This window comes from Brenneria sp. g21c3 (genome assembly GCF_040240345.1).
Taxonomy (GTDB): Bacteria; Pseudomonadota; Gammaproteobacteria; order Enterobacterales; family Enterobacteriaceae; genus Brenneria.
The window spans coordinates 63122-78938 of sequence record NZ_JBEIAB010000006.1; the positions used below are offsets into that span (position 1 = coordinate 63122).

At 52.9% G+C, this 15817-nt stretch carries 20 protein-coding genes; 11 read left to right on the top strand and 9 right to left on the bottom strand.

All coding sequences use genetic code 11. The features are described from left to right. Positions 1-9: 9 nt before the first annotated feature. The 3 genes from ABRZ28_RS11435 to flgA all read right to left on the bottom strand — a co-directional run bounded on the left by ABRZ28_RS11435 (position 10) and on the right by flgA (position 1566). Positions 10-447 (bottom strand): flagella synthesis protein FlgN, encoded by a 438-nt coding sequence (locus ABRZ28_RS11435; protein ID WP_319602888.1) that lies wholly within the window; start codon positions 445-447, stop codon positions 10-12. A gap of 5 nt (positions 448-452) precedes the next feature. Continuing rightward, positions 453-749 (bottom strand): flagellar biosynthesis anti-sigma factor FlgM, encoded by a 297-nt coding sequence (gene flgM / locus ABRZ28_RS11440; RefSeq protein WP_319602887.1) that lies wholly within the window; start codon positions 747-749, stop codon positions 453-455. Between the two features lie 145 nt (positions 750-894). Continuing rightward, positions 895-1566, bottom strand: a complete 672-nt coding sequence (flgA, locus tag ABRZ28_RS11445) for a flagellar basal body P-ring formation chaperone FlgA (protein WP_330520304.1) — start codon at positions 1564-1566, stop codon at positions 895-897. 159 nt (positions 1567-1725) lie between these two features. Between flgA and flgB the strand changes: the two genes are divergently transcribed. The 11 genes from flgB (at position 1726) to flgL (ending at position 11856) form a co-directional block, all read left to right on the top strand. Then, entirely contained in the window at positions 1726-2142 is a 417-nt protein-coding gene (gene flgB / locus ABRZ28_RS11450) for a flagellar basal body rod protein FlgB (RefSeq protein WP_319602885.1), read from the top strand. Between the two features lie 27 nt (positions 2143-2169). Beyond that, positions 2170-2574 carry a flagellar basal body rod protein FlgC gene (gene flgC, locus ABRZ28_RS11455; RefSeq protein ID WP_095834298.1) on the top strand — a complete coding sequence of 135 codons (405 nt, stop codon included), beginning with the start codon at positions 2170-2172 and terminating at the stop codon, positions 2572-2574. Positions 2575-2588: 14 nt separating this feature from the next. After that, complete coding sequence (gene flgD / locus ABRZ28_RS11460) at positions 2589-3260, top strand: flagellar hook assembly protein FlgD (protein ID WP_319602884.1); 672 nt, start codon at positions 2589-2591, stop codon at positions 3258-3260. Positions 3261-3339: 79 nt separating this feature from the next. Continuing rightward, a complete protein-coding gene (gene flgE, locus ABRZ28_RS11465; protein WP_330520305.1) occupies positions 3340-4533 on the top strand; it encodes a flagellar hook protein FlgE in 1194 nt (397 codons plus the stop codon). Positions 4534-4554: 21 nt separating this feature from the next. Next, the gene (locus ABRZ28_RS11470) at positions 4555-5310 is read left to right on the top strand and encodes a flagellar basal body rod protein FlgF (RefSeq protein ID WP_319602882.1); all 756 of its coding nucleotides are present in this window, start codon (positions 4555-4557) and stop codon (positions 5308-5310) included. 27 nt (positions 5311-5337) lie between these two features. Beyond that, positions 5338-6120, top strand: a complete 783-nt coding sequence (gene flgG, locus ABRZ28_RS11475) for a flagellar basal-body rod protein FlgG (RefSeq protein ID WP_319602881.1) — start codon at positions 5338-5340, stop codon at positions 6118-6120. Positions 6121-6245: 125 nt separating this feature from the next. Then, positions 6246-6962 carry a flagellar basal body L-ring protein FlgH gene (flgH, locus tag ABRZ28_RS11480; RefSeq protein ID WP_319602955.1) on the top strand — a complete coding sequence of 239 codons (717 nt, stop codon included), beginning with the start codon at positions 6246-6248 and terminating at the stop codon, positions 6960-6962. A gap of 19 nt (positions 6963-6981) precedes the next feature. Continuing rightward, positions 6982-8091: a flagellar basal body P-ring protein FlgI gene (locus ABRZ28_RS11485; RefSeq protein WP_319602880.1), complete on the top strand. Its 1110-nt coding sequence runs from the start codon at positions 6982-6984 to the stop codon at positions 8089-8091. After that, entirely contained in the window at positions 8091-9041 is a 951-nt protein-coding gene (flgJ, locus tag ABRZ28_RS11490; RefSeq protein ID WP_330520306.1) for a flagellar assembly peptidoglycan hydrolase FlgJ, read from the top strand. Before ABRZ28_RS11485 ends, flgJ begins: the two co-directional genes overlap by 1 nt. Positions 9042-9175: 134 nt before the next feature. Then, on the top strand, positions 9176-10870 hold the full coding sequence (gene flgK / locus ABRZ28_RS11495) for a flagellar hook-associated protein FlgK (protein ID WP_330520307.1): 1695 nt from the start codon (positions 9176-9178) through the stop codon (positions 10868-10870). Between the two features lie 29 nt (positions 10871-10899). Then, positions 10900-11856 (top strand): flagellar hook-associated protein FlgL, encoded by a 957-nt coding sequence (flgL, locus tag ABRZ28_RS11500; protein ID WP_330520308.1) that lies wholly within the window; start codon positions 10900-10902, stop codon positions 11854-11856. A gap of 214 nt (positions 11857-12070) precedes the next feature. Here flgL and fliR read toward each other — a convergent pair whose 3' ends face one another. From fliR to fliM, 6 genes are all read right to left on the bottom strand, one after another. After that, complete coding sequence (gene fliR / locus ABRZ28_RS11505; RefSeq protein WP_319602876.1) at positions 12071-12856, bottom strand: flagellar biosynthetic protein FliR; 786 nt, start codon at positions 12854-12856, stop codon at positions 12071-12073. A gap of 2 nt (positions 12857-12858) precedes the next feature. Further along, positions 12859-13128, bottom strand: a complete 270-nt coding sequence (gene fliQ, locus ABRZ28_RS11510; protein WP_319602875.1) for a flagellar biosynthesis protein FliQ — start codon at positions 13126-13128, stop codon at positions 12859-12861. A gap of 64 nt (positions 13129-13192) precedes the next feature. Continuing rightward, positions 13193-13969: a flagellar type III secretion system pore protein FliP gene (gene fliP, locus ABRZ28_RS11515; protein WP_319602874.1), complete on the bottom strand. Its 777-nt coding sequence runs from the start codon at positions 13967-13969 to the stop codon at positions 13193-13195. Continuing rightward, positions 13966-14394, bottom strand: a complete 429-nt coding sequence (fliO, locus tag ABRZ28_RS11520) for a flagellar biosynthetic protein FliO (RefSeq protein WP_319602873.1) — start codon at positions 14392-14394, stop codon at positions 13966-13968. The genes fliP and fliO overlap by 4 nt, the downstream gene beginning before the upstream one ends. Continuing rightward, positions 14394-14807, bottom strand: a complete 414-nt coding sequence (fliN, locus tag ABRZ28_RS11525; RefSeq protein ID WP_319602872.1) for a flagellar motor switch protein FliN — start codon at positions 14805-14807, stop codon at positions 14394-14396. Before fliN ends, fliO begins: the two co-directional genes overlap by 1 nt. After that, complete coding sequence (gene fliM / locus ABRZ28_RS11530; RefSeq protein ID WP_330520309.1) at positions 14800-15816, bottom strand: flagellar motor switch protein FliM; 1017 nt, start codon at positions 15814-15816, stop codon at positions 14800-14802. The genes fliN and fliM overlap by 8 nt, the downstream gene beginning before the upstream one ends. Position 15817 lies beyond the last annotated feature (1 nt).

Consider the following 15817-nt stretch of genomic DNA (forward strand, 5'->3'; position numbering starts at 1 on the left):
AAGAGACATTCAGATGCTGATTTTACGGCCGGAATAATTGGCGCCTTTTGCTTGACCGTCCGGTCCATATAGCGACTGTCCGTGACGCGGCTTGAGTATTTCGAGCGCTTTATCAGTGTGGGAAATATGCTGATTGAGCAGCATGCCATTATGTTGATTTTTGTTTCGCAGACTTTTCGTTAGCTGCTGTATCTGTTGCCAGCGCTCTGCCAATGCTTCCATATCGTCATAAGGCGCCTGAAGTTTTTTCAATGATTCTTCTTCATGACGGCATGTCTCCAGATATTGCATTGTTGCCAACAGCGAACTTTTTTTCTCGGTCACTTGCTGAAGCGCGCTGCTATTGATGTGGCCGGCACAAAGCTGTGCTTGCTCATCCGACATAACCTGCTGTAGGTCATTCAGATTATGCAACAACTTATCCAGTATCGTTTGTAGTTTTTCCATCGTGATTAATTACTTGCTAAGAAGTCCTGAGTATCTTTGATTAACGCGTCAGCGATTTTTTCGACATCGATTTTCAGCGAACCATCACGAATAGCTTGTTTCAACGTTTCGACCCGATTCAGATCAATATCGCTGGCGCCAGGCTGCATCAACTTAGCCTGTGCATCGCTGAGTTTTACCTGCGTGGCGCTGATTTCAGTCTGCGCCTCGGTCTGTTTACGTTTGGGCTTGGATACCTCGCCCGGTTCGCGCTGCTGGACCTGACTGACGGGCTTCAGCGGCTGGGTACGATCAATACTCATAAAATCAATCCCTCTGAGATGAGGATAAAATAAGTTAATTATCAATCTGATACATGTAGCTCTAGGCTACGGTTCAGTTGGGAAAAATAAGGCCGACAACCATCTTGTGAATATCATCGGCAAATGGCAAAAAACCTTTAATAAATTACTGTGGAATAAGAATAATCCCATCCTCGCCGGCGACGCCGCTTATGACCTGACCTGATGCGGTTCTGACTCTGACCGACTGACCCACCGCCGCGTTATTCATCGCCTTACCCTCGCTGTTGATGGTAAAGCCTTCTCCCTGCGCAAAAACCTGCACGTTTTGTCCTGCCTTTATTATCCATGCTCTGCGCAGCATTGAGGCGGTTATTGGTTGTCCCGGCGTCAGATCGCGCAGGGTAATCGCGCCTTCCGCCTCGCTCAGCGTATGTATGGCGCGCGGCGGCAACTGGTCAAGGCGGCCTTTGGTCAGGCGTAAATCACGCTTTTCCAGTTTTGCTCCGCGATTGACGATACGGCTACTCACCACATAGTGTCCGGTTACCTGAACCTCGGTCTGGATGAATTTGCGCTGCTGACCGCAACGAACCGAAACGCTGATATTACCCCAGGTCCGCGTACTTGTCGGTAAGGATATTTGCGGCCTTTCGCACTGCGGCCACTGTGATTGCGGCGATTTAACCACGACCTTAACCGTCGTATTGGGGCTTGCTTTGTAACGCGCGGAAAAAAATTCATTTATCTGTGTCGCAAGATCGGACGGGGCAGCGTGACCGAACGGCGATACTGACAAGCAGATCAGTAGCCATATGAGGTTACTTTGTCTTTTCATATGCGATCTCCAGATAACGGTATATCCGTGCGCCAGTGTAATGGCTTCCGCCTGAGGTTAAGGCAATAAATAGCGCCGCATTTTATGTCTATTCATTCGATGGCATTGCCATAATGAGAATTATCCTATCCGCTCTAAATTCTAACTTGCGGAGGGAGCATGCTCGATAAATTAAGCGCCTCGTTGCAGTTTCAACAGGAAGCGTTGAACTTGCGTGCCCAGCGGCAGGAAATTCTGGCCGCAAATATAGCCAATGCGGACACCCCTGGCTACCAGGCAAGGGATATCGATTTCGCCAGTCAGCTCAATAAGGTTATGGAACAGGGCCGTGCGGAAGGTACAGGTATTGCTTTAAAAACCACCTCTGTACGGCATATTCCCGCACAGAATTTCCAGCCGCCGGAGCTTGATCTGTTATACCGCGTTCCCGACCAGCCGGCATTGGACGGCAACACCGTGGACATGGATCGCGAGCGCACCAATTTTGCCGATAACAGCCTGAAATATCAATCCAGTCTGACGGTTCTGAGCGGTCAAATCAAAGGCATGATGTCGGTTCTACAGTCTGGCTCATGATAGTAACGTGATAAAAGGCAAGGTTTTATGTCGTTATTGAATATATTCGAGATTTCTGGTTCCGCGCTTGCTGCGCAATCGCAGCGCATGAACGTGAGCGCCAGCAACCTGGCGAATGCCGACAGCGTTACCGGCCCGGATGGAGAACCTTATCGCGCCAAACAGGTGGTGTTTGAGGTGAATGCGGCGCCGGGGCAGTCCACCGGCGGCGTGCGTGTCTCCGGCGTTGTTGATGATCCGTCGCCCGCTCGTTTGGTCTATGAACCAGGCAATCCTTTAGCGGATGCTCAGGGATATGTGCGTATGCCGAATGTCGATCCGGTGTCGGAAATGGTTAACACCATTTCAGCATCACGCAGTTATCAGGCAAACGTAGAAGTATTGAACACCACGAAAACGATGATGTTGAAAACGCTGACGATTGGACAATAAACCGGGGGAATGGCATGTCAATTACCGTTAACGATACGAGCTCGGCAACGCAAACAGCGGCCAGTTCGACAACGACGACAAACGGCACTAGCAGTGTCGATCTGCAAAATCAGTTTCTGACGCTGCTGGTTGCTCAGTTGCAGAATCAGGATCCCACCAACCCGATGGATAACGACCAGTTGGTCAGTCAGTTGGCGCAGATTAATACCGTAAGCGGTATTGAAAAACTGAATACGACGCTGGGGTCTATCTCCGGTCAGATCAATAACAATCAGTCGTTGCAGGCAACGACCCTGATTGGCCATGGCGTGATGGTGCCCGGAAGCGAGGTGTTGGTCGGGAGTGAGACGACTACGCCGTTCGGACTGGAACTGGAGCAAGCGTCGGACACGGTTACGGCAACGATTACCGATAGCACCGGCAAAGTGGTACAGACTCTGGATCTGGGCGCGTTGTCCGCCGGCGTCCACTCTTTTAACTGGGACGGCAAGACCTCGGACGGCACAGTCGCGCCGGATGGCGCCTACACCGTATCTATCGCCGCCAGCGCCAACGGCGCTCAGCAGGTGGTGCAACCGCTGAATTATGCGCTGGTCAACAGCGTGACCAACAGCGATTCCGGCGCATTGCTGGATCTCGGCCTGCGCGGTAAAGCCTCGCTGGAAGATGTCCGGCAGATCCTGTAACAGTCATCGAACGTCATAGTATTCCAGCGCGACGGTATGACTGGAATACGGTGTAATCAATTTATCTGGAGAGAGTAACATGGGTTTTTCACAGGCGGTCAGCGGATTAAACGCCGCATCCAATAACCTGGATGTCATCGGCAACAACATCGCCAACTCGGCAACGGTAGGATTCAAGACCGGTACGGTATCTTTTGCCGATATGTTCGCCGGCTCTAAAGTCGGGATGGGGACCCAGGTCGCCGCCGTGATGCAGGATTTCAGCAACGGTACGGTCACCAGCAGTTCGCGCGCGCTGGATATTGCCATCAGCGGCAGCGGTTTTTTCCGCGTACAGGATACCAACGGTTCTGTTTATTACAGCCGTAACGGTCAGTTCACGCTGGATAGCGCCCGTAATATCGTCAATATGCAGGGCATGCAGTTGACCGGCTATCCGGCGACGGGTACGCCGCCGACCATTCAGCAGGGGGCCGATCCCGTCGCGCTGACTATTCCGGAAGATGCCATGGCCGCTCAGGCGACCACCGTGGCTTCCATTATCGCCAACCTGAACTCTTCCGATGCGGTCAAGACCTGGGATGAAACCAACGCGGCTGACACCTCCAACTACAAAGGCTCGATCACCACCTACGACAGCCTGGGCAACGCCCATGATTTCGCACTCTATTTCGTCAAGACGGGCGACAATCAGTGGAGCGCGTACGCAAAAGATACCAGCGACAGCACCTCTGACTACCAAAAGATCGACCTCGAATTCTCCAGCAACGGCGCTGTGACGACGCCGGGGCCGTTTACGCTGGCCATGAATTCGCTGAACGGTTCGGCGGCAAGTACGTTTACGCTGAACTTCGCCGGCAGCATGCAGCAAAACAGTGATAACAGCACCAAGTCTCCGACCCAGAACGGCTATGCGCCCGGTGAACTGACCGGCTACAGCGTCAATGACGACGGCACCGTCGTCGGCACTTATTCCAACCAGAAACAACAGATTCTGGGGCAGATTGTATTAGCCAACTTCTCCAACCCTGAGGGGTTATCTCCCGAGGGCGATAACGTCTGGTCGGCGACCGATAACTCCGGACAGGCGGTGGTTAACCTGGCCGGCACCGGCAACCTGGGTAAGCTGATCGGTCAGGCGACGGAAAGCTCCAACGTCGATATGAGTCAAGAGCTGGTTAATATGATTGTGGCTCAGCGCAACTATCAGGCCAATTCGCAGACCATCAAAACGCAGGATGCCATTCTGCAAACGTTGATCAGCCTGCGTTAATTGTTTTAACGGAGATATTGCATGGATCACGCTATTTACACGGCGATGGGCGCGGCGAGTCAGACGCTGGAACAGCAGGCGGTTACCGCTCACAATCTGGCCAATGCGTCGACGCCGGGTTTTCGCGCCCAACTTTCGGCGCTGCGCGCAGTGCCGGTAAATGGGTTGTCATTACCCACCCGCACGCTGGTTGTCGCCTCGACGCCCGGCGCGGATATGACGCAAGGGGTAATGGACTATACCGGTCGGGCGATGGATGTCGCCCTTGCGAAAGACGGTTGGCTGGCCGTTCAGGCGGCGGACGGCAATGAAGCCTATACCCGTAACGGTAATATCGAGATCAATGCCGACGGTCAGTTGATGGTCCAGGGGCATTTGGTGCAAGGTGACGGCGGACCGATTGAGGTTCCTCCTCAGGCTCAGATCACGATAGCGTCAGACGGAACCATCTCCGCATTGAACGCGGGCGATCCGCCAAACACCATCGCTCAGCTCGGGCGTTTGAAACTGGTACAGGCGACAGGGCAGGAAGTGACGCGCTCTGATGATGGCCTGTTCCGTCTTACGCCAGAGGCGCAACAACAACGCGGCAACGTGCTGCCTAACGATCCGACCATGCAAGTGATGCCCGGCGTATTGGAAGGCAGTAACGTCAACCCGGTTGATACCATGGTGGATATGATCGCCAACGCCCGCCGCTTCGAAATGCAGATGAAAGTGATCAGCAGCGTCGATGATAATGCCCAACGCGCTAATCAGATATTAGCAATGAGTTAAGCGCCAAGCGCGCACAGGAGTGACTAGATGATCCGTTCTTTGTGGATTGCGAAAACCGGTCTGAACGCCCAGCAAACCAATATGGATGTAATTTCCAATAACCTGGCAAACGTCAGCACCAACGGTTTTAAGCGTCAGCGTGCGGTGTTTGAAGATTTGCTGTATCAAACTGTTCGTCAACCAGGCGCGCAGTCATCCGAGCAGACAATGCTGCCTTCTGGCTTGCAGTTAGGCACTGGCGTTCGTCCGGTATCGACCGAACGTATACATACTCAGGGGACGTTCTCGGAAACGGGAAACTCCAAGGATGTGGCGATTAGCGGGCAGGGTTTTTTCCAGGTGCAGTTGCCGGATGGCACCACTGCCTATACCCGCGACGGCTCTTTCCAACTCGACGGCAATGGGCAGTTGGTGACCTCCAGCGGTTTTCAAGTGCAACCGGCGATCACCATTCCCGCCAACGCCATCGAAATGACGATTGGCCGCGACGGTATTGTCAGCGTCACCCAGCAGGGCCAGACCGCCGCGACGCAGGTGGGTCAATTAACGCTGACGACCTTTATCAATGATAGCGGGCTGGAAAGCATGGGTGAGAATTTGTATCTGGAAACCGAGAGCTCCGGCGCGCCGAATGAAAGCAATCCGGGTCTCAACGGCGCCGGTTTATTGCGTCAGAAGTATGTCGAAACCTCGAACGTCAACGTGGCCGAAGAGCTGGTTTCCATGATTCAGACCCAACGTGCTTATGAGATTAACAGTAAGGCGATTTCATCTTCTGACCAAATGTTGCAGAAGCTGACCCAGCTGTAATAAGTCATGGTAAAAAAGGGTAACGGCATGGCGCGTTCAGAATATCCGGCGAGAGCGTTCAGTGTCGCTGTTACCCTATGAATATCTTGAAATATTTTTACTTTAAGGCGATATCCGTAGTGATGATGAATGCAAAGTCGGTTGCTATCCAACAATTCCGCCGACCTCGTCCGTTGGTCTTGTTCATGATGTTGACACTCAACGGCTGCGCCTATATTCCACACGATAAAGTGGTGACTGGTCCGACAACGGCTCAACCGACTTCGCTGGTGATGACTGCGTCTAACGGATCTATTTTTCAGACGACTCAGCCGATGAACTATGGCTATCAGCCGATGTTTGAAGATCGCCGGCCGCGTAATGTGGGAGATACCCTGACCATCGTGTTGCAGGAAAACGTGAGTGCCAGCAAGAGTTCGTCGGCCAACGCAAGCCGTGATGGGTCATCCACTTTTGGCCTCGGCACCACGCCGCGTTATCTGGAAGGCCTGTTCGGCAATAACCGGGCGACGCTGGATGCATCGGGAACCAATGAGTTTAGCGGTCAGGGCGGGGCGAATGCCAACAACACATTCAGCGGTACGATAACCGTTACCGTTAATCAGGTTTTACCGAACGGCAACCTGAATGTGGTGGGTGAAAAACAGATTGCGATCAATCAGGGAACTGAATTTATCCGTTTTTCCGGCGTGGTGAATCCCAGAACCATTAGCGGCACTAACTCTGTGCCATCAACGCAGGTTGCCGACGCGCGTATAGAATATGTGGGCAACGGTTATATCAACGAAGCGCAAAACATGGGCTGGTTGCAGCGGTTCTTCCTTAATGTTTCTCCGTTCTAAGTTAATAAAGAGGCGCCTGATGCGGATTACTTCATTTTTCACCGTTCTGTTTGCCCTGCTGGCGCTGACCAGTATGCCCGTTTCGGCAGAGCGGATTCGCGATCTGGTGAGTGTCCAGGGGGTGCGTGATAACGCACTGATTGGTTACGGATTAGTGGTAGGGCTTGATGGGTCGGGTGACCAAACCATGCAGACGCCCTTTACGACTCAGAGCCTGAATAACATGCTTTCCCAGTTGGGAATTACCGTCCCGACCGGAACCAATATGCAGCTTAAGAATGTCGCAGCGGTAATGGTTACGGCAAAGTTGCCGCCGTTTGCCCGCGCCGGGCAAAACATTGACGTCGTGGTCTCCTCAATGGGGAACGCCAAAAGTCTGCGTGGCGGTACATTGTTGATGACGCCATTAAAGGGCGTTGATAACCAGGTTTATGCATTAGCGCAAGGCAACGTACTGGTCGGCGGCGCAGGCGCCGCCGCCGGCGGCAGCAGCGTTCAGGTTAACCAGCTTGCCGGCGGTCGCATCAGCAACGGCGCGATTATTGAGCGTGAATTACCGAACACGTTCGGCTCGACGAATACTATCATGCTGCAACTGAACGAAGATGATTTTACCATGGCGCAACGCATCAGCGACGCCATCAATCGTTCTGGTCTTAGCGGCAGCGCGACGCCGTTGGATTCACGTACCGTCCAGGTCATGGTTCCACATGGCAATAGTTCGCAGGTGCGTTTCCTGGCGGATGTTCAAAATATCGAAATCAATATGGGCGTACAGGACGCCAAGGTAATTATTAATTCCCGTACCGGCTCGGTGGTGATGAACCGCGACGTCGTACTGGATAGCTGCGCCGTTGCTCAGGGCAATCTGTCGGTGACGATCAACCAGCAGGCGAATGTCAATCAGCCCGATACGCCATTCGCCGGCGGGCAGACGGTGGTTACGCCACAAACTGAAATCGCCGTCCAGCAGAGCGGCGGCGCGTTGCAGCGCGTTAACGCCAGCGCCAATTTGAATAATGTGGTGCGTACGTTGAACTCGTTAGGCGCGACGCCAATGGAACTGATGTCCATCTTACAGGCAATGCAAAGCGCGGGTTGTCTGCGCGCCAAGTTGGAAATTATCTGATGAGCAACGATGTGCAAATGCAGAGCAGCGCCGCTTATGACGCTCAGTCGCTGAATGCGCTCAAAAGGCAGGTGGCCGGTAATCCTCAGAGTCAGGAAGGGATCCGGGCAGTGGCTCAACAAATGGAAGGCGTTTTTGTCCAGATGATGATGAAGAGTATGCGCGCCGCGTTGCCGCAGGACGGGCTCTTCAGCAGCGAGCAGACGCGTCTTTTTACATCCATGTACGATCAGCAAATCGGTCAACAGGTCGCAGGAAAAGGGTTGGGACTGGCCGATGTGATGGTTCGGCAACTGTCCGGCGGGCGAACCGCGCCGACCGAGCCCAAAGCGTCCGCGCCATTAACATTTGACCGCGTCGCGGTGCAAAACATGCCGGCGGCGGCGGTCGAGCAAATTGTACGTCGCGCCATGCCCAGACTGCCTGCGGAAGGCTCCGCTCTGCCGCTGTCCAGCGATAACTTCGTTTCCCGCCTGTCGATCCCGGCGCAAATGGCCAGTCAGCAAAGCGGCATTCCCCATCACTTGATTATTGCCCAGGCGGCGCTGGAATCAGGCTGGGGACAGCGTGAAATTCCCACCGAAGACGGGCGCCCGAGTCATAACCTGTTCGGCATCAAGGCGGGCAGCCGTTGGGATGGCCCGGTGACGGAGATAACCACGACGGAATATGAACAAGGGGTGGCGAAAAAGGTCAAGGCCAGTTTCCGGGTTTACGACTCCTATACGCAGGCTATCGCTGATTATGTGAAACTGCTGACGCAAAATCCCCGTTATGCCAATGTGGCGAATGCCGGCAGCGCCGAGCAGGCCGCTCATGCCTTGCAGAATGCCGGTTATGCCACCGATCCGCAATACGCTAAAAAGCTGGTCGGCATGATTCAGCAGATGAAAAGCGCGGGTGAAAAAGCGGTCAAAGCCTATACCCATGATTTAAGCCAACTGTTTTGATTTTTCTTTTAAGTTTTGCCGTTTCCGGTCGATAACTTATTCAGGCAAAGCGAGTGTGGCATAGCCATTCGCGGCACATTTATTTAATAAGCGCACGGCATTTCGTCAACGCCTTGTGTACAAGGAACTTCCACATGTCCAATTTGATTAATACCGCGATGAGTGGCTTAAAAGGCGCTCAGGCGGCGCTGAGCACGGTGAGTAATAACATCAGTAATCAGGCCGTGACAGGATACAGCCGACAGAATGTGCTGCTGTCACAGGCGGTAAGCACCAGCACCTCAGCCGGTTATATTGGCAACGGCGTGAATGTGGTCAGCATTAACCGCGAATATAATGATTTCATTTCAACGCAATTACGTTCTGCGCAAACGAAAAGCAGTTCAATAAACAGCTATTACGAACAAATCTCCAAGATTGATAACTTACTGGCGGATAGCACCACCAGCCTTTCGACAACGTTGCAGGCTTTTTTTACCAATTTGCAGAGCCTGACCAGTAATGCGGGCGACTCATCGACCCGTCAGACTGTGCTGGGCAAGGCAGAGGGATTGGTCAATCAGTTCAAGGTGACCGATAAATATCTGAAGGACACCGCCGAGGGGCTGAATACGCAAATTCAGAGTACGGTCGGACAGATCAACACCTACGCCAGTCAGATTGCCGAGTTGAATAACCAGATTACCCGCCTGACGGGAGCGAATCAGGGCCAGGCGCCGAATGATCTGCTCGATCAGCGCGATCAATTGGTCAATGAGCTGAATAAACTGGTGGGTGTCGATGTCGCCGTTCAGGATGGCAGCGTTTACAACGTTACGCTCAAAAACGGGCTCAATCTGGTGCAGGGAACACGTAACAATGAGCTGGTCGCGGTCAGTTCCAGCAGCGATCCTGCTCGTATTACGGTCGGTTATAACGATAAGATTGCCGGTGTCAGCGAAGTCAGGGAAAGCGCAATCACAGGCGGCTCCCTCAGTGGCTTGCTTTCCTTCCGTTCCGAGACGTTAGATAACGTCAGCAACCAACTGGGCCAGATGGCTTTGGCCTTTGCCGATGCGTTTAATACCCAGCATAAGGCCGGATACAATCTGAATGGCGAGGTCGGTGAGGACTTTTTCTCGTTTGGCGGCGCCTCGGTGCTGAAAAATTCGGCAAATACAGGGAGTGCGGAACTGAGCGCCGACTATACGGCGACAAATGAAGTCAAAGCATCGGATTATACGATCAAATACGACGGCGCCGACTGGCAGGTTACCCGCATCTCTGATAATGCCACCTTCACCGCCGCCGTCGACACCTCTGATTCCAGCCTGAATTTTGATGGATTGAAGGTGACGATTTCAGGTACGCCTTCCGCCAACGATAGCTTTACGCTGAAACCGCTGGCCAACGTTATCACCAATATGAGCGTCGCCATCACGGATTCCAGTAAAATCGCCGCGGCTTCCGTCAAGCTGGATGAAGACGGCAATCAGGTGCTGGATAGCAACGGAGACCCGGTATTTGGCGGCGCCAGCGACAATACGAACGCCAAGGCGTTATTGGCGTTACAGAGCGAAAAAGTCATTGAGGGTAAATCCACCCTGACCAGCGCTTATGCCAGCCTGATTGCTGATGTCGGCAACCAGACGAGCACCCTGAAAATCAATAATACGTCGCAATCCGGCGTCGTGACCCAGCTTACTGCCGAACAGCAATCAGTGTCCGGGGTGAATCTGGATGAGGAATATGGCGAGTTGATGCGTTATCAACAGTATTACCAGGCAAATGCCGCCGTTATCCAAACCGCATCAACCATTTTTGATGCTTTGTTATCGATTCGTAGTTAACCCACTGCTTAGAAAGAGGAATTGATACCATGCGCTTAAGCACCAGCATGATATATCAGCAGAATATGCAAGGCATATTGAACGGTCAGTCTGTCTGGCAGAAAAGCGGTGATCAGCTTTCTACGGGAAAACGCGTTGTTAATCCATCGGATGATCCCATTGCCGCCGCCCAGGTGGTAATGCTCGGTCAGGCCGAGTCGGAAAACAGTCAGTATACGCTGGCGCGCACATTCGCCAGGCAGAGTATGTCTTTGGAAGAATCAGTGCTGACAAAAGTTGCGGACTCCATTATCGCGGCAAATACTCAGGTTATCAGCGGCGGCGGGGTGAAAAGCGATGATGATCGTCAGTCGCTGGCGACGGAGTTGCGCGGCATCAAAGCGCAACTGCTGAATATGGCCAACAGCACCGACGGCAACGGCAATTATATTTTTGCCGGTTATGAAACCGAAAGCGCGCCGTATGTACAGGGGACGAGCAGTGTGGACTACGTCGGCGGATACCAGGCTATTGAGCAACAGGTTGATGCCGCGCGCTCAATGACCACCGGTCATATCGGATCGACGGTGTTTAACGGCGTAACGGGTGATGCGCAAAAAGAGCCTGACGGCAGCGTGCAATCCGACCTATTTGCGACGTTGGATCTGGCGATCGGCGCCCTGGAGACCCCGCTTGACGGCGCCGATGACGCCACCAAAGCCACGGTTCAGGCCGCATTGGGAACTGCCAGTCGCGGCCTAACTAACTCACTAAACAATGTTTCCGCCGTGCGGGCCGAGCTTGGCGTTCAGCTTGATGAACTGGATAACCTGGATTCTATCGGCAGCGACCGGACGCTGGCCAATAAGACCGCGCTGTCTCAGTTGCAAGATACGGATTGGTATGATGCTATTTCAACTTATACGATGCAGCAAGCCTCGCTGAATGCGTCTTACCAGGTGTTTAATAATATGCAAACCATGTCGTTGTTTCAGTTAAATAAATAGCGTCCGCATCATCCGGGCGCAACGGATTTGAATACGCTTAAACCGGGCGTATTTTTTGGGCATGTCACCTTGATGAAGATGACATGCCGTTTTTTTATTCTATCCGTTTGAATCCTCTCCCCCGATTTAACGTCACCGCCGCACCCGGCAAAAATACCGTTAGCTAATCGTCAAAATCGAGGTGGCGGGGCTATCGGCAGGTAAAAAGCGATGCTCAGGAGGTGGATAACTGGGTGAGAACGTCGGCCAATAAATCGAAAACTTCGCTGAATAAACGTTCCGTGAATGGGGCGAGCAACGGAATCAACAGACCGAGCGTCATGATGCCCACCGTTAACGTGACGGGGAAGCCGACAACGAAAATGGAGAGCTGGGGGGCAACGCGATTGAGGAGTCCCAACGAAAGGTTGATGGTCAGCAGCAGGGTTACGATCGGCAATGCCAGCATCAATCCATTGATGAAAATCAATCCGCCTGCACGGGCAATGGCCAGAAAAGCATGGCTGTTTAACGGCGTGGCGCTTATCGGTAAGGTATAAAAGCTATCGGCCAGCAGTGAAATCAGCCAGAGGTGTCCGTCAAAGGTGAGAAAAAGTAAAATCGCCAGGATGTTAAGAAAGCGGGCCAATACTTGCATATTCGGACCGCCTGTCGGGTCAAAAAAAGTGGCGAACGCCAACCCCATTTGCAGCCCGATCAGTTCTCCCGCATGGCGGACCGCGGCGAACGCCAACTGCATGGAGAGTCCTAATGCGATACCGATTAAAATCTGTTGAATCAATACCCATATACCAATCACAGAGAAGATAGGCGTGTCATTCAACGGCAAATAGGGCGCTACAAGCAGGGTAATAAACAGCGCCAATCCGATTTTTACCCGATTGCTGATCGATCGTTCATTGAATACCGGAGCGGTGCTGATAAGCGCCAGGATCCTGACAAAAGGCCAGAAAAACTGACTGACCCAGTTAAGCATGTCCCAACTATTAAACGTCAGCATGTTTAACCGATGATGTAGGGAAGCTGGCCGAACAGGGTACGCATATAGTCCAGCATAAGATTTAACATCCAGGGGCCGGCAATAACCAGCGTAAAGAATACCGTCAGGATTTTAGGGATAAACGACAGCGTCATTTCGTTTACCTGCGTCGCCGCCTGCAACAAACTGATAATCAAGCCGCTGAGCAGCGCGGATAACAGCGGAGGCGCCGCCAGCGCCAGTGCAATTTTCATGGCTTCATAGCCAAGCGCCATTACTGATTCTGGCGTCATTTTAGCGTTCCTCTGTCAAGCGAATGCAATATGCGGATATGTCTATTTCCGGTAGTCAACACCGCTAACTGTAAAAACTTTGAGCGAGCGAGCCGAGCAGTAATTGCCAGCCGTCTACCAACACAAACAGCATCAGTTTGAAGGGAAGCGATATGGTGGCTGGCGGCACCATCATCATCCCCAGCGCCATCAGAACGCTGGCAACCACCAGGTCGATGATCAAAAACGGAATAAAGACGGTAAAGCCAATCTGGAAAGCCGTTTTCAACTCGCTGGTGACAAACGCCGGCAATAAGACGCGCATCGGCACCGCTTCCGGCCCCTGTATCTGCGGGATTTCCGCGAGTCGGGTGAACAACGCCAGATCGGATTCCCGCGTTTGGCGCAGCATAAATTCCCGCAATGGTTCCGCTCCGCGCTCAATGGCCAGTTCCATACTGATTTGATCCTGACTGAATGGAACATAGGCTTCTTCATAGACGCGGTTCAATACCGGCGACATTACGAAGAACGTCAGGAACAGCGTTAATCCCAGCAGCACCTGGTTAGGCGGCGCCGTGGGAGTGCCAAGGGCGTTACGCAACAGACTGAGGACAATGATGATGCGGGTGAAACTGGTCATCATCAACAACGCGGCGGGAATAAAGGTCAGCGAGGTTAAAAAAACCAGCGTCTGTACCGGCAGCGTCCAGCTCTGTCCGCCGTTCGCCAGCGGTTGGGTGACGATCCCGGGTAGCTGCGCCCACACCGAAGGCGTCAAAAACAGTAATCCGGCGGTTAATACATAGCGCAGAGAACGGTACAACACGGGGCTGAACGATTGACGAGATAACACGGTCATGCCGATTTTTCCGGACGTTTGAGAACTTTTTTGAATAATTGCTGAAAATCAAGCGGCTTAATGACGCCGGACGACGTACTGCCGTTATCAATCGGTTGCGCCGGCAAGGTATGCAGCGGCGTAACCTGTTGCGCGGTAACGCCCAGCACCAGCCAGGTGTCGTCAACTTCCACAATAACCACGCGCTCACGCTGCCCGACCGGACAACTGGAGACCACTTTCAACAACTTATTCTGTTTTGCCTGCGGGGCAAAGCCGAGTTTGCGCACCAGCCAGGCAATAAACAAAATAAGTAGCAATATTCCGCCCAGGACGCTGCCGACCTGAGTCAACAGCATGCTGCCGGTGAGCGGCGGCTCGGCCGCCAGCGTAGATGGCTGACCTGTGGTCGCGCTCTGGGTGGACGGCGTCTGGAGCGTGGTCATCAGCGACTCAGACGGCGCATACGTTCGGACGGCGTGATGATGTCCGTAATACGTACGCCGTACTTATCGGCGACCACCACCACCTCGCCCTGCGCGATCAGATAACCATTAATCAGGATATCCAATGGTTCGCCCGCCAGTCCGTCGAGCGCGACGACAGAACCTTGAGATAATCTCAGCAGCTCTTTGATGGTCATTTTGGTTCGACCCAGTTCGACAGTCAGTTTTACCGGGATATCCAGGATCAAATCGATATCCTGCAACGAGCCGATGGACTCCTGACCTTCCAATGTCTTAAATACGCCTTCCGTCGTCGCAGCGCTTTTTTCCGCAGTCTGTTGCTCGTTGAATGCATCAGCCCACAGATCGTCCACTGATTCCTTGTCGTCGGACGGTTTCTTGGTGTCACTCATTGGGCTGTTCCTCATTATCCAGAGAATTCAAAATTGGGTTAATCAAGTGTTCAACACGTAAGGCATACTGCCCGTTGAGCGTGCCGTACTGGCTAGTCAGAACCGGTACGCCGTCGACATGGGCGATCAGACGTTCTGGCTTATCGATAGATAAAACATCGCCTGGTTTCAGTTGCAAAACTTTGGATAAGCGCAAAGGGATATCGACAAAATTCGCCACCAGTTCGAGTTCGGAATGCTGTACCTGTTTAGCTAATGTTTCCCGCCAGCTCTGGTCTTCCAGACGCGAATTTTCCAGCGGCGGGTTGGCCAGTAACTCACGCAACGGTTCAATCATGGAGAAGGGAATGCAGATATTAAATTCGCCGGTCAGCGAGCCGATCTCGACATGGAACGGCGTTGTGACCACTATGTCGTTAGGCGAGGTCGTTATGTTGGTGAATTTAACCTGCATTTCCGAACGAACGTACTCTACTTCCAGCTTGTAGATGGCATTCCAGGCGTCGCTGTAGGCCTCAAGAGCCAGACGCAGCATACGTTTGACGACGCGCTGTTCCGTGTGAGTGAACTCCCGTCCTTCCACTTTTGTCGGGAATCTGCCGTCGCCGCCGAACAGGTTATCCACAGCGATAAAGACCAGACTGGGGGAAAAAACAAACAGCGCCGTGCCGCGCAATGGCTTCAGATGCACCAGATTGAGATTGGTCGGTACGGGAAGATTTCTCGCAAAATCATGATAAGGCTGAATTTTAATGGGGCCTACCGTGATGTCGGGACTACGGCGCAGGAGGTTAAACAAGCCCATCCGGAACTGACGGCCGAAACGTTCATTAATAATTTCCAGCGCATGTAAACGTTCACGGATGACTCGTCGCTGGGTATTGGGATCGTAGGGTCTCACGTCCCCATCTGAAGATTTAGTCGACGCGTTGGCATCAGCGGCGCTATCGCCGCTGTCGCCATTTAATAGCGCGTCTATTTCTGCTTGAGAAAGAATGCTATCGCCCATA